10 protein-coding genes are annotated in these 14,175 nt (G+C 40.1%); 6 read left to right on the plus strand and 4 right to left on the minus strand.

Annotated features, from left to right (window positions below):
* Positions 1–200: 200 nt before the first annotated feature.
* Together PQ511_RS17060 and cudC are read right to left on the minus strand one after the other, a co-directional pair.
* Positions 201–1,082: a glycine betaine ABC transporter substrate-binding protein gene (locus PQ511_RS17060; RefSeq protein ID WP_273853130.1), complete on the minus strand. Its 882-nt coding sequence runs from the start codon at positions 1,080–1,082 to the stop codon at positions 201–203.
* A gap of 172 nt (positions 1,083–1,254) precedes the next feature.
* The gene (gene cudC / locus PQ511_RS17065) at positions 1,255–1,806 is read right to left on the minus strand and encodes a choline uptake/conversion transcriptional regulator CudC (protein ID WP_273853131.1); all 552 of its coding nucleotides are present in this window, start codon (positions 1,804–1,806) and stop codon (positions 1,255–1,257) included.
* Positions 1,807–2,092: 286 nt separating this feature from the next.
* Here cudC and betB point away from each other — a divergent pair, with 286 nt between their 5' ends.
* Together betB and betA are read left to right on the plus strand one after the other, a co-directional pair.
* Positions 2,093–3,565 carry a betaine-aldehyde dehydrogenase gene (gene betB / locus PQ511_RS17070; protein WP_273853132.1) on the plus strand — a complete coding sequence of 491 codons (1,473 nt, stop codon included), beginning with the start codon at positions 2,093–2,095 and terminating at the stop codon, positions 3,563–3,565.
* A gap of 172 nt (positions 3,566–3,737) precedes the next feature.
* A complete protein-coding gene (gene betA / locus PQ511_RS17075) occupies positions 3,738–5,417 on the plus strand; it encodes a choline dehydrogenase (RefSeq protein ID WP_273853133.1) in 1,680 nt (559 codons plus the stop codon).
* Between the two features lie 621 nt (positions 5,418–6,038).
* Here the strand turns inward: betA and PQ511_RS17080 are convergent.
* On the minus strand, positions 6,039–7,610 hold the full coding sequence (locus PQ511_RS17080; protein WP_273853247.1) for a high affinity choline transporter 1: 1,572 nt from the start codon (positions 7,608–7,610) through the stop codon (positions 6,039–6,041).
* 755 nt (positions 7,611–8,365) lie between these two features.
* Between PQ511_RS17080 and PQ511_RS17085 the strand changes: the two genes are divergently transcribed.
* The 4 genes from PQ511_RS17085 to PQ511_RS17100 all read left to right on the plus strand — a co-directional run bounded on the left by PQ511_RS17085 (position 8,366) and on the right by PQ511_RS17100 (position 12,824).
* The gene (locus PQ511_RS17085) at positions 8,366–8,956 is read left to right on the plus strand and encodes a TetR/AcrR family transcriptional regulator (protein WP_273853134.1); all 591 of its coding nucleotides are present in this window, start codon (positions 8,366–8,368) and stop codon (positions 8,954–8,956) included.
* 588 nt (positions 8,957–9,544) lie between these two features.
* Entirely contained in the window at positions 9,545–10,891 is a 1,347-nt protein-coding gene (locus PQ511_RS17090) for a hypothetical protein (RefSeq protein WP_273853135.1), read from the plus strand.
* Between the two features lie 178 nt (positions 10,892–11,069).
* A complete protein-coding gene (locus PQ511_RS17095) occupies positions 11,070–11,654 on the plus strand; it encodes a DeoR family transcriptional regulator (RefSeq protein WP_273853136.1) in 585 nt (194 codons plus the stop codon).
* Between the two features lie 300 nt (positions 11,655–11,954).
* Positions 11,955–12,824 carry an alpha/beta fold hydrolase gene (locus PQ511_RS17100; protein ID WP_273853137.1) on the plus strand — a complete coding sequence of 290 codons (870 nt, stop codon included), beginning with the start codon at positions 11,955–11,957 and terminating at the stop codon, positions 12,822–12,824.
* Positions 12,825–12,934: 110 nt separating this feature from the next.
* Here PQ511_RS17100 and PQ511_RS17105 read toward each other — a convergent pair whose 3' ends face one another.
* A complete protein-coding gene (locus tag PQ511_RS17105; protein ID WP_273853138.1) occupies positions 12,935–14,011 on the minus strand; it encodes an AbrB family transcriptional regulator in 1,077 nt (358 codons plus the stop codon).
* Between the last annotated feature and the right edge of the window lie 164 nt (positions 14,012–14,175).

The following is a 14,175-nucleotide window of genomic DNA, read 5'->3' on the forward strand; positions in this document are numbered from 1 at the left end:
CTTATCTTATTTGTTTTTTCACTTTTTTCATATAGAAAAAAAGTCAATTGGGCTTACAAGATCCAGGATGTAAACTAAAAAAGTGAGGTATACGGAATCAATTCTCATTCATAAAAGTAAAACTCCTGAGACGACATCTTTGAAAACAAAAGAAGCTGGTACCCAATAAAATGAGATACCAGCTTCTTCGATTTAAATCTTTATTTCACCCATTCATCAATCAAATCTTGATTTTCCTCAACCCATTTCTTAGCTCCATCAACAGGCTCTTCGCTACTTTCCACGTCGTCTATTAGCTCACCGATTTGTTGATCATTCATTTTCCAGTTTTTAAACCACTTGCTTACCTCTGGATAATCTTTATCAAATTCCTGTCTTGTCGCATGGTGGATTTTTTCAACACCGCCGAATGTGTTTTTCGGATCTTCTAGGAATTTTAAGTCATATTTGGAGAATACCCAGTGTGGGCTCCAAAGTGGGGCTACAATAGGTGCTTCATCTTTGACTGCTTTTTTAATTTCAGCTAACATAGCTGATTCTGAGCTTGGAACTAGTTCAAAATCGAGATCATAGTCTTTGATGAGTTGTTCAGTCACTTCCATCGTACCAGCGCCAGGATCAAAGCCGACAATTTCGCTATTAAACAGTTCCTTGTGGTCATTTAAGTCTTCTACGCTATTAATGTCTTCCAAATAAGCTGGGACGACAAGGCCGACTTTTGCATCGTCAAACCACGTTTCTTCAGAGAAGTTAACCGTATCCTGATATTTCTCTAAATAATTCGCATCCTGAACCGGTAACCATACTTCTAAACTAGCATCTAAATCGCCGCTATCTAACGCCGTCATGGTAGACCCCATATTCAAATAGTTAAATTCTACGTTATAACCTTTCTCTTCTAAAATCACTTTCCACATATTTGTGACAGCGATATTTTCAGCCCAATTGATTTGGCCAATGGCTATCGTTTTATCTTTTCCCTCTGATGCGGAACCCGATTTGCCACTATTCCCACAAGCGGCCAGCACAGCGACCATTAAGATCGCGATCATTAAACTCAGTCCTTTTTTACTCTGTATCATCTCGTTGCATTCCTCCTGTATGTAAATGGTTCATCTCATAACTTAAAAGTTTAATCTATTAAGAATTTTTTTAACGTTGGCACAACACTAAGCCTACGTTTTTATGTAAGTATGTCTTCAAAATAATATCAGGTAGTTAATCGTAGCTTAGCGATCAACTACCTGGTCACTTTTAATCTTCTTGATCTTTCGGTAAAAATTCAAAGATCTTACCACTTTGTATGCTTTCAACTAAGTCATCTAACCAGTGATAGTATTTTTTCGATTCCTCTAATTGATCATAGTGTTGCTTTGCGGTCGCTACAATTTCGGGAGTGCTTGTGGAATCTTTGATTACGTCGATGAAATCTTCTTGTGCTTCTTCAATGGCTTCCAGATTCATTTTCACTTCGCGTTCCCACATTTGGCAGTAAAACGCCATAAAGGAACGAAAGAAATTTTTCTCAGCTACGTAAGTATGCTTTCTTGAGCCCCGTGTAAATGTCTTTTTCACCATCTCAATCTCTTGAAGCTTACGGACGCTCGTACTCATGCTTGGTTTACTCATCCCAAGTTCCGTGCGCATTTCATCAAGAGTCATTTGGTCTTTAAAGTACATCGTCGCGTATAAATTAGCGGCAGCAGGCGTTACGCCATATAAGTCCATCGTCTCGGCAATGGCACCAATCACTTTATCTTTAGCTTCTTCAATCTTCATTCTGGGTCTTTCATTAGATTCACTCATTGGGTCGCTCCTTCGATAGAAAAGTAAATCGTGTTAAGTATTTATCAAATTTTCTTTACGAACTTAATGTTAACTTGTTCAGATGAAATGTCAAATATAAGATTTTTATTTTAACCTCTCTAAATCATCACTACATTAATAGGTATAACCATTTAAGAAGATCTTAATCCTTTCTAAAATTTCCATATGAATTTGTTTTGACAGTCTGAAAAGGACGTGTTAACGTTAAATGTGTTAAATAAATTCTTAATAAACTTAATTCAATTCGGCATTGGAGTTGATCAATTTGGATCTTAAACTACAACAATACATTAACGGTAACTGGGTTGGCGCAAACTCGGGACGTATGCGTACGATTATTAACCCATATAACCAGGAAATCATTGCAACTGTCCCAGAGGGTGACGAATCAGATGCGAAAGCAGCAATTGCCGCTGCAAGAGAAGCATTTGATAACGGGGACTGGGCATTTACGCCTGCAACTGAGCGAGGAGCAATCGTAAGAAAGATTGCTGAATTCATTGAACGAGATAAAGAAGAACTTGCTCATCTTGAATCGTTGGATACCGGTAAAACAGTTGAAGAAAGCCGTGGAGACATGGACGATATCGCAGGCGTGTTCCGCTATTTTGCAGAACTCGCAGATAAAGATGGTGGAGAGCTAATCGATGCTCCTGTAGCCAATTCCATTAGTAAAGTCGTTCATGAACCAGTGGGTGTATGTGGTCAAATCACACCATGGAACTATCCATTGCTTCAAGCATCATGGAAGCTAGCTCCTGCACTTGCGACAGGAAATACGCTGATTATTAAGCCAAGTGAAATTACGCCGCTTACGCATATTAAAGTATTTGAACTAATGGAAGAGGCTGGGGTACCGGATGGCGTAGCGAACCTCGTTCTTGGTGCGGGGAACACAGTCGGCGCTGAACTATCCAATAACACGGATGTTGATCTTATTTCATTCACAGGCGGCATTGCGACAGGGAAGAAAATCATGCAAGCAGCAAGCGTGAATGTAAAGAACCTTGCACTAGAGCTTGGTGGTAAAAACCCGAATGTGATTTTTGCAGATGCTGATTTTGATATCGCCGTTGATCAAGCATTAAACGGAGTATTCTTCCACGCAGGCCAAATTTGTTCCGCTGGGACAAGACTCATTGTTGAAGAAAGCATTCACGATCAATTCGTTGAGGCGCTTGTCGAGCGTGTAAAGAAATTCAAACTTGGAAGTGGATTTGATGAAGAGACTCAAATGGGTCCACTTATTTCTGCTGAGCATCTTGCGAAAGTAGAAAAGTATGTTGAAGCAGGAATAAAGGAAGGCGCTACTGTAGCTGTTGGTGGGAAACGTCCAGAAGATCCAGAACTACAGCAAGGGTTCTTCTACTTGCCAACGATTTTCACAGACTGCACAACCGATATGAGCATTGTTCAAGATGAAGCTTTCGGTCCAATTATTACCGTTGAGAAATTCCAGTCTGAAGGAGAAGCGATTAAGCTTGCAAATGACTCTATTTATGGACTCGCAGGCGGTGTTTGGACAAAAGATATTGCAAAGGCAGAACGGTGTGCCGCGAAAATGCGTATGGGTACGGTTTGGATTAATGATTTCAACCTTTATTTCCCGCATGCGCCTTGGGGTGGGTTTAAGCAGTCTGGTATCGGCCGTGAGCTTGGTAAAGCTGGTTTAGAAGAATATACCGAAACGAAGCATATCTTCCAAAACCTTAAACCTGAACTGATTAATTGGTTTTAATCGAGTCGTTCATTATTACTTACTGAATCATAAATAATGGGAGATTCCCTTCTCCCTTAAGCTCAAACTGGAGCTATATATAATAGGAAGAAAAATGGTCTATTAGAGAAAAGAGAGGGATACGACCTACAGGTAATTCCCTTTTTAAAACTTCAAGGAGGAATACAACAATATGGAAAAGTACGATATTGTCATCGTTGGCGGCGGTAGTGCAGGTTCTGTACTCGGCGACCGTCTAAGCGCAGATGGCACAAAAAGTGTTCTAGTATTAGAAGCGGGACGAAAAGATTATTCATGGGATCTTTTAATTCAAATGCCGGCAGCTTTGCCGTTTCCAGCAGGGAAGAGCCTTTACGACTGGAAATATGAATCGGATCCTGAGCCACACATGAATGGGCGTCGCATTAAGCATGCACGAGGAAAGTTACTTGGAGGATCAAGTTCAATAAACGGTATGATTTATCAACGAGGAAACCCAATGGACTATGAACGCTGGGGAGCCGATGAAGGGATGGAAACGTGGAATTTTGCCCACTGTCTTCCGTACTTCAAGCGTTTGGAGAATGCTTTAGGATCACCAGATGATGATCTTCGTGGCCACGATGGTCCTATTAAATTGGAGCGTGGACCAGCGAAAAATCCTTTGTTCCAGGCATTCTTTAATGCTGGTGTCGAGGCTGGGTATTCACGAACTCCTGATGTGAATGGTTTCCGTCAGGAAGGATTTGGTCCGTTTGATAAGCATGTATACAAAGGACAGCGTTTGTCTGCATCTCGTGCTTATTTACACCCGGCTATGAAACGAGAGAATTTAACGGTAAAGACCCGCGCTTTCGTTGCTAGTATCGATTTTGATGGTACTCGTGCGAAAGGATTGACCTATTCACAAAACGGACAAATGCATCAAGTACAAGCCGGTGAAGTGATCCTTTCAGGTGGGGCAATCAATACGCCGCAGCTTCTTCAACTGTCAGGTGTAGGAGATGCAAAACACCTTCGTTCTCTAGGGATTAAACCAGTTGTCGACCTTCCAGGTGTCGGAGAAAACCTTCAGGATCACCTTGAAGTCTATATCCAGCACGCTTGTCCGCAGCCTGTTTCCGAACAGCCTAACTTGAATAAAGCACGTATGCCTTGGATTGGTTTGCAGTGGATGCTTGGAAGAACGGGTCCTGCTGCGACGAACCATTTCGAAGGTGGGGGCTTCGTGCGTTCAAATGAGGATGTTAAATATCCGAACTTAATGTTCCACTTCCTTCCGGTTGCCGTCCGTTACGATGGTCAAAAAGCAGATACGGCTCACGGATTTCAGGTTCACGTAGGACCAATGTACTCTGACGCACGCGGATCCTTAAAGATCCGTTCGACAGATCCGAAAGAGCATCCAAGCATGGTATATAACTATCTTTCTACTGAACAGGACAAACGTGAGTGGGTTGAAGCAGTAAGAGTTTCTCGTGAAATAATGAAGCAACCAGCGATAAAACCTTATAACTCTGGAGAAATTTCTCCTGGGCCTTCTGTTCAAACAGACGAAGAGATTTTGGAATGGGTAAGAAACGATGCTGAAACAGCTCTTCACCCTTCTTGTACGGCAAAAATGGGACCAGCTTCTGATCCTATGGCAGTCGTAGATCCGAAAACGATGAAGGTTCATGGTTTGGATAATGTGCGCGTAGTCGATGCGTCTGCGATGCCTTACGTAACAAACGGCAATATTCACGCACCTGTCTTAATGTTAGCGGAAAAGGCAGCTGATCTAATTCTTGGACGTAAACCACTGGATCCGATTGATGCTGACTTCTATCGTCATGGTGTTCATCCGGCAGATGCTGGTACGGTAACAAAATAAAGCTTATAGGAGAAGGTGTCCTTTCAACGTGAGATATGATTGAGAGGACGCCTTCTCTTATTGTGTTTGCTTTCTATTTCTATCCCTGGCTACTTTGTCTCTTGATAGAGCTCACGTTTTTAGGTTCACGGGAAGCATTCAATGTCTGATGGCAAAGAATGCTCTTTTGATGTTATAAATGATAGATAATTAATCTTATCTAATCGTTTTTAACCCATACATGTAGTCGTTCCTTATGGTTTATTCTAGTGAATGATAGAAAGAATGAGGATACATCTTTTTATGATGAAATTGGATGTGGGGTTCAATGAGGTTAGTATAAAACCTGCTACATTTTAGAGTAATTGAGTACTTATTAGTGAGAAGAAATTCTCTGGAATTACTGAAGTGGCTTAAGGGCCGATTCTGAGAGACTAAGCTATGGAAGAAGGGTATTTCCTTGAAGTACGATTTGAAAAGCCTCTTGTCACTATAAGAGGCTATCAAAAAGGGTGTGAAATCTACACCTTTAAGAATCACCATTCTAAGTACATTAGAATAGTATAAGAATACTAGCAAATAACAAACGGCCTCCTACATCGATAGCGATGTAGGAGGCCGTTTTCATTTGTCTTGATTTATCTATGAGGCAATCCTTTTTTCATTGCCATTTTCTCTTTCTGCTGGCATTAACAGTGGTTTAGGTGGACACATTTTCTTGGTCGCTTTAGACACCACGATAATGGTTACCAAACCTGCTACCATTGCGAGGGTTCGGAACGGAAACAGGACAATACCATCTTCAATCATTGGATAAGGGAGGAATACTGGAAGTCCAATAATCGGTTCCCCGCCTCCAATTCGAAGGATGAATGAAACGATTAAACCTGCAATTGACCCGTATTTATTCGCATCTTTAAAGAACAGAGCGGTTGTTAATTGTGGAAATAGAATAACATAGACAAGGTCTGCAGCTAGATACCATAAAGCATAGACACTTTTCACATTTAGCGCAATGATCGTGGCTGCAATTCCAACCAAAATGATTGAGCGCTTAATCATTTTCTTTAGTTGATCACTTGATGCATCCGGCTTGAACAGTGGACGATACACATTCCATGCGGCCATAGAAGATGCTGATAGTATGGAAGAATCCATCGACGACATAACGGCTGCTGCAAGAGCGCCAAGTCCAATCGCCCCAATGACTCCAGGCGTTAAATATTGCAAAACATAAGGGAGAATCATAGATGGGTTATCAGGAGCATTTACACCTAAACTTGCCCAATCAGTATCTAATCCAATCGCCCCAATAATAACGGCTGGGATCGCTGCAATAATACAAATAAATCCTGCGATAATGGAAAGCCACATCGCCGTGTTTTCCGATTTTGCGGATAGAACACGTTGGAAATATACCTGCCATGGAATTCCACCAAAAATGAGTAGTAAGGCAAAATCCCACCAGTTCCAATAATAGTTGCCCCACTCAGGATCTTTCCATCCATCAAGAGGAGGGAAAAGACTTGCATAGCTTCCCATATCGGTTTGATAGTGATTCCAAACGGAACTTAAACCGCCTACTTCTGATAGTGCATAAGGAAGCACTAAGAACAGTCCGATCATAACAGCGAGCATTTGGAATACATCAGTAAATGCAACAGACCACATGCCACCAACGACAGTGTAAGCCACTGCAATAATGGCTGATAGAATAATAGACGTTTGAAAATCCAAACCTAGTATAGTTCCAAAGGTTGTTCCTAAAGCTGTTAAGATTGCACCACTCCAGAAGACTTCTCCTAGTAGAGCAGGAATGTATAAGACACCAGCAACTTTCTTTCCGAAGCGCTGTTCAAGTGGGTCGATCATGGTCATAAATTCATAGCGACGCATTTTTCTCGCATAGAAGATGCCACCAACTATTAAACTAAGTGCATATCCCCACGGAGCTTGTGCCCATACTAGTCCAAGTGAATACGTTGATTCTGCGGTACCTGATATGTAACCGCCACCAACCCATGTGGCAGCCATTGTAAACATCGAGATCCACAATGGTAAAGAACGTTTCGCTACCATCATATCTGATGCAGATTCCGATTTACCACTTGCCATAAATGCGCCAATATAATAGATGATTCCGTAGAAGATTAACATGGCAGTAAAGGAGCCCCAGTTAACATTCGAATTGGTCGTTCCTAAATAAATAAACATGACTAAAATAGCTGCTACAAATGTTCCTATTTTTAAACCTTTACTTTTTCCTTCACTCAAATACCTTCACCTCTTGAAATTTTTAAGTTCAAACCTTTTTAAAGCGTATCCTCGTTGGGAGTACGTCTAGCCAATTGTTGTCGGACATAAACAATCAGCTTTTAACGTGCTTCTTTACTTTGTTGCCAATTGTTCCGTTCTTCATTTACTCGCTACCTTCAGCGTTCATTTTTAATTGGTAAACTTAAGGGAGTTGCTCCTGGATATAATCATTCATTACTTTCATTTCTTGTACCCCTTTCATAAAAATTAATTGTGTTAAATACTTTCTTAACGTATTTAATAATAAATATTACATGATTAGATTTTCTTGTCAAATATGCCTGAATTGACTGGAAGGGGGATTATTCGTTTATTCTTCAATAGACAAATGATTGTGTAGAAGAGGTATATCTATATATTCCTTGTAAAATAGGGATATTATTATATATTTCATTTCATATCAATCTTCCTATAAAAGTAAGTGAGGAAAGGTGATTGGGAAGCCTTTTGACAGATCAAGGCGTAAATGATAGCATTTAAGATTGTTGAAAACGTTAAGAAAGTATTTAATAATATAAATTTAGAGCTAATGAAGGGATTGTTTCCGTGGATGCTGATGCTCATAAAACAATGAAAAATCCATATGGGGAAAACCTAATTTTATAATGGAGTACAAAAACGGATAAGCCTGAGATATGTTAGGAGTGACAACGGTGTCATCTACCAAGTTGCCGATGAGTGAACGAATCGAACGAGCAGCTCTCCCGTTATTTGCGAGAAAAGGTTTTGAGGGGACATCATTAAGTAAAATTGCGAAATGCGTAGGAATTAAGAAACCCTCTTTATATGCTCACTTTGCAAGTAAAGAAGATCTTTTTTTCGCGATTCTTCAAAAAGTCAATCGAGATTATCGAGATTTTCTAGAAAGGCAAGTCCAACAGCATGGGGATGTGACAACAGAAAAGCAGTTATATTGCTTATTGAAAGATCATACAACGTATCTTGAAAATGAAGATTTAGGTCTGTTATTTAAGAGATTCATGCTTTTTCCACCACTAGTACTGAGAGACACATTTAATGAGCAATTTATTCAATCAGAGGAAGCGTTAACGAACGTTTTACTGGAAGTTGTACAAGAGGGGAAGAGAAGAGGAGAAATTCAAGCCGATCCTGATGAGGTAATCGATGCCTATATATGCCTGCTTGATGGTACGTTTGAACAGCTCTTTTATTATTCTAAAGTGGAGCATGAGCAGCGGCTCCAAAATGCCTGGCGTATTTTCTGGAGAGGGATACATGGGTGATAGAAATATAATATATTTTCATTAGGAACGGTTCACTGCTTGTTAACTTAGGGATGTAGCTGGGGAACTAGCAGATCGAACCTTCTTTTTACAAAGGGAAAAAGTTAGTTTCAAAACTAACTTTATCATAGGATACGGAATTTGATTAAGGAATGCGATCAGAACTTTTGGACAGGCCATTGCCAAAAAGGATCAGATTATAACAGAGGTAGATAAGGCTTGCCATCTGGATTTTACTAAAGAGTGTGCCGTAATCAATCGAAAATAGAATCGTTTATGCAATAAATTTCCAAGCATTTATCCTATAATGTATTCAAGTATGACAAGCGGATATGTATTGAAGAGATTCCATTGTCCACTCTCCAATTGATTTGCTAAAGAAAAAGAATCAATGATAATCATGAAAAAAGAAACGAGATATGACATTGTTGTGTTGGAATCGTGTAAGTGTTAAGTAGACTTCACCTAAAAGAAAAGAGAGTTAATTGAAAATAATTGTGAAAAATGATCCAACTGTTTCTTTGCGACGTTAGCTAAGTAGAGTTCATAAATATGGGCTACTACAATCTAAGGGAGATGAAGGGGATAATGAAGATCAAGCGTATTTTTGCGCTAGTGATGACGATGTTACTTTTGGTACCATCGTTAGCAATGGCACATGATGGAGAAAAACACAATTCACCTGTTGAATCACCAGCAGCTGATTTGCGTGCTACATTTGGTGAATTACTAGCTGAGCACTTTGAATTACAAGTACTTACTTCTATTAAACAATATGAGGATGCTCCAGATGCCATGGTTGCTCAGGAGATGCTTGAACAGAATGCTGAGGAAATGAAAGCAGCTATTAAGTCTCTTTACGGCCAAGAAGGCGCTGACCAATTTGCTGAGATTTTCGCTTCTCAATACGAAGATAGTGCAAATCTTGGATCGGCCGTTATGAATCAAGATGCGGATCAAGAAAAGCAGGTCAAGCAATCGTTACTACAAGATTTCCCGAAAGAATTGGGTGCTTTTCTTGATACAGCCACAGAAGGGAACCTACCTGCTGAAACGGCAGAAAAAGTTCTAAATGCACATGAACAAGATGTGATCGATGTTTTCAACGCCTACATCAATGGTGACTATCAAACAGCTTATGACACGTTTGATGAAGGGTACAAGCGTATGTACACGATTGGAACTGCTTTATCACAAGCAATCGTTAAGCAAATGCCGGAGAAATTTGATAACACGAAAGTTGTGACGCCAGCTTCTGATCTACGCGTAACATTTAATCAGTTGCTAGGTATCCACTATAGCTATCAAGTACTTACGAGTCTGAAACAGTACGAGGGTGCTGAAGATGCTGAGATCGTAACAGAGAAACTAGAAGAAAATGCAATGGAAATGAAAGAAGCTGTTAAATCTATCTATGGTGAAGAAGGAGCGAATCAATTTGCTGAAATCTTCTCTTCTCAATATGAGGATAGTGCTAACTTAGGAACAGCCGTAATGAATGATAATGCAGATGAAGAAACACAAGTGAAACAAGCTTTAACGCAAGATTTTCCTAAAGAACTTGGTACATTCCTTGACGCTGCAACAGAAGGGAACCTTCCTGCTGAAACAGCTGAGAAAGTACTAATGGCTCATGAACAAGATGTGATCGATGTATTTACAGCTTATATCGGTGAAGACTATGAAACGGCTTACCAAACGTACGACGAAGGATTTAAGCGTATGTCCATGATTGGTACAGCTCTATCAGGGGCTATTGCGACACAAATGCCAGATAAGTTTGGTGCCACTACAATGCCTGAGGGTATGCCACATACAGGTATGGGCGGTATGGCAGATCAAACAAATACGACTACTTGGATGATTGTTAGTTTCGCTGTTGTCGCTGCTGGGACAGGAATCGTACTTTACCGCAGGAATGCTATGGCTAAGTAAACGACTTTCAAGAGGAATAAACAAGAGAGAAGGGGGATCGTCCTTTCTCTCTTATTTTTGTTTATAACTATTTACAAATAAATACCGCTTTTTTTATCGTTGTTTAATTGATTTCTATTCCTTGTAATTATAAGATGAGAACACAAACTTGTTAAGGAAGCAATTAGGAGGAAGTCAGTTGAGTAAAATACCACTTGAGCGGCAAGAACAAATTTTATCCTGGTTGGAACAAGAAAAATCTTTGAAAATTAGAGATATAAGTAATCGTTTAAATGTATCCGAAATGACCGTTTATCGAGACGTTAAACCACTCATAGATGAAGAAAAAGTACTTAAGACTTCTGGGGGCATCGCAATCGTCAATCAATCTCCAGAGTTAGCGCCAGGTATCTGTCAATACTGTCTAAAAGAATCTAAAACAAGATTATCTGTCCAACTTATTACAAAGAAGCAACAGGTCGAGCATACGTGCTGTCCACATTGTGGACTACTTCGTTACGACGATATTAAAGAAGAGGTTGCTCAAATTATTTGTACGGACTTCTTGCAAGACACCACCCTTAGTGCAAAAATGGCTACATTTCTTTTGAATGCAGATATTAATTTGAATTGTTGTGAGCCTCAAGTCATTACGTTTGGATCTCGAAAACAAGCAAAAAAATTTCAATTAGGCTTTGGGGGAGAACTATATAATTTTGATGAAGCTATTCATGAAATTAAAAAACAAATGACACACGGCTGCCATTGCGATGATCACTCTTAAATAATCATTAATCGAAAGTGGAACCCGTTTAAATAAAATGATAATTTTAGTGAATATTTGTGATCTATCTTTCAATTAATTTCGTTAGCTTAATACATTCCCCTAAAATAAACTAGAAAACGCTAACTGTATGCAGTTAGCGTTTTCTACGTTTTAAAAATAACATCCGCTTTTTCTCACTCGCCTTTTAGGTTGTATTACCTAATTTTTCATAAAAATAGACCTCTTAATTGCGAATGATTGGGAAGAAGAGTAATGTTTCTCGTTGATAGAAATAATTGCAGGAAGGATGATGAAATGATGAACGAAGGCTTTGTAAAAGTGAATGATGTGAACCTTCATTACGTTTCAGAAGGAGAAGGAGAACTGATGCTGTTTCTCCATGGTTTCCCTTATTTCTGGTACAACTGGCATCATCAGATGGAAGAGTTTTCAAAGGATTATCGCGTGGTTGCTGTGGATATGAGAGGGTACAACGTATCTGACAAGCCTGAGGGGGTTTCCTCCTACGATCTGTCCATTCTGGTTGAAGATGTCAAGCTGCTAATTGAAGCTTTTGGAGAAAAAGACTGTGTTTTAGTCGCTCATGACTGGGGGGGAGCGGTTGCGTGGACGTTGGCTTACACCGCACCTGAATATGTGAAGAAGTTGATTATGTTTGATGCGCCTCATCCGTATACATTTAGACGGGAGCTTAAAGAGAATCCAGGACAGCGAGAAGCGAGTCGTTATATGGGATTTTTCCAACAGGCAGATTCTCATGAAGCGCTGCTTGAAAATAAGGCAGAACGATTAAGAAAGATGATGACGATTCCAGGGAAGAAAAAAGGGTATTTAACTGACGCGGATGAAGAGAAATATGTAGAGGCATGGACGCAGCCAGATGCGATGAAGTCCATGCTTAACTATTACCGCGCTATCTCCTTCTATCCGTTCGAAGAGCATGTGCAAAAACCGCTCGATCTTTCGTATCACATGTTTGATTCGCCAACGCTAATCATTTGGGGCGATGCCGATCCAGCTTTTGAAAACAGTAATTTAGATGGATTAGGGGACTATGTTCGTGACCTTACAATTCATCGTATGGAAGGCGTAAGTCATGCTCCGCATCATGAGAAACCAAACGTGGTTAACCAGTATATGCGTAACTTCTTAGAAGAAAAGAAATAATAGAATAACCTAGAGTTACTGAGGTTGTTTATCTTCATAGCTTGTTCGCTGGGAATATACAAATGATTTTAAAAAGGTTCCATTCATCAGTCTTGATGAACGGAACCTTTTTATTTTGCGGAGGATGAATCGTGAGAACCGTCACCCCGATTCCCGGAAACAAGAAAAGGTACAAGCATCGGAATGATTAAAACGAGTACAAGCAAGCGAATGACTTGCATGGCAGCGACAATACTTGCGTCTAGCTGAAGAGAGGCAGCAACCGAAGACATTTGTGGTGCTCCTGCTGGAACAATGGCTAGTAAGCTCGTTATGAAATCAAGTGGTGTCATGAGATAAAACACAAAGGTGACGACGAAAGTTAATAAGAAGAAAGCTAGCAAAATTCCCGCACTCGTCCATCCAATATTTTTGATTTCTACGAGTGAACTTCGATCGAACCGTGTGCCAATAATGACCCCCAACATAGCCATCCCGATCCCCACACCAAGGTTTGGCACTGAAGGGAGGGGCTGTATGAACGTGTGGAAAAGAAAACCAACGATGATCGCATAAAGAAAGGGAGCGATTGGGATCCGCCATTTTTTGGATAATAGGAGAGTGAGCCCGATTAGTATAAGGTAGAAGATCAGTGCGAGCCACCCTGGCATGTCTACTTGTGAAGCGGTTTTAATTGCTTTACCTTGAACCTCTTCAGTTGGGATAAAGGAAGTCATAAATCCAGCAACGAGTGGTATTGTAGAGACGAGCATCATAATACGAACTGTTTGAAAGGCAGCGACCATGCCGAGATTTGCTTTATATTCTCGACTGAGTGCCATCATCACAGAAGCCCCGGCAGGTAAACAGCAGAACAAAGCCGTTTTACCGTCAAGGTTTGAATACTTTGCCAAAACTTTCCCTAGTATCCAACTGGCAACTAACAAGATCGTGATCGAGACAAAGAGTGGGAGTATGTAGCTTGTGACCTCTTTAAACATTTTGACTTTAATACTAAGGCTAATGCTTATACCAATGATCGCTAAAGCAAGATCAAAAAGAAAATTAGGATAGGAAATATCATCAATAACGAGTCTGTAAAATGCCCCGACTAGCATAGCCCCCAGTAGCCATCCAGCTGGTATATTCATAAGATCGAACAAATAACCAACAGTAAAGGCAACAACAAGTAAGATTGTTTTCTTCATGGACACGTCTCCTTTAATTACGGTGTAGGTTTCACGTTCAATCTTTAGTGGAGTACAAGCAAGTTTCATCATTTTAGCATAGAAGGCAAAGAAGATTCATTTGTAAAGTCTTACGTAAATGGTCTTATTATGCTAGAAATGTACTGAGACATGTTGGTATGGTT

Source organism: Guptibacillus spartinae, assembly GCF_028610625.1.
GTDB classification, from domain to species: domain Bacteria; phylum Bacillota; class Bacilli; order Bacillales; family Guptibacillaceae; genus Guptibacillus; species Guptibacillus spartinae.

Bases quoted from the DNA above. Each gene is read 5' to 3' on its own strand.
- PQ511_RS17060 (WP_273853130.1), bottom strand. From the start codon at position 1,082: ATGATACAGAGTAAAAAAGGACTGAGTTTAATGATCGCGATCTTAATG.
- cudC (WP_273853131.1), bottom strand. From the start codon at position 1,806: ATGAGTGAATCTAATGAAAGACCCAGAATGAAGATTGAAGAAGCTAAA.
- betA (WP_273853133.1), top strand. From the start codon at position 3,738: ATGGAAAAGTACGATATTGTCATCGTTGGCGGCGGTAGTGCAGGTTCT.
- PQ511_RS17080 (WP_273853247.1), bottom strand. From the start codon at position 7,610: ATGTTTATTTATTTAGGAACGACCAATTCGAATGTTAACTGGGGCTCC.
- PQ511_RS17090 (WP_273853135.1), top strand. From the start codon at position 9,545: ATGAAGATCAAGCGTATTTTTGCGCTAGTGATGACGATGTTACTTTTG.
- PQ511_RS17100 (WP_273853137.1), top strand. From the start codon at position 11,955: ATGAACGAAGGCTTTGTAAAAGTGAATGATGTGAACCTTCATTACGTT.
- PQ511_RS17105 (WP_273853138.1), bottom strand. From the start codon at position 14,011: ATGAAGAAAACAATCTTACTTGTTGTTGCCTTTACTGTTGGTTATTTG.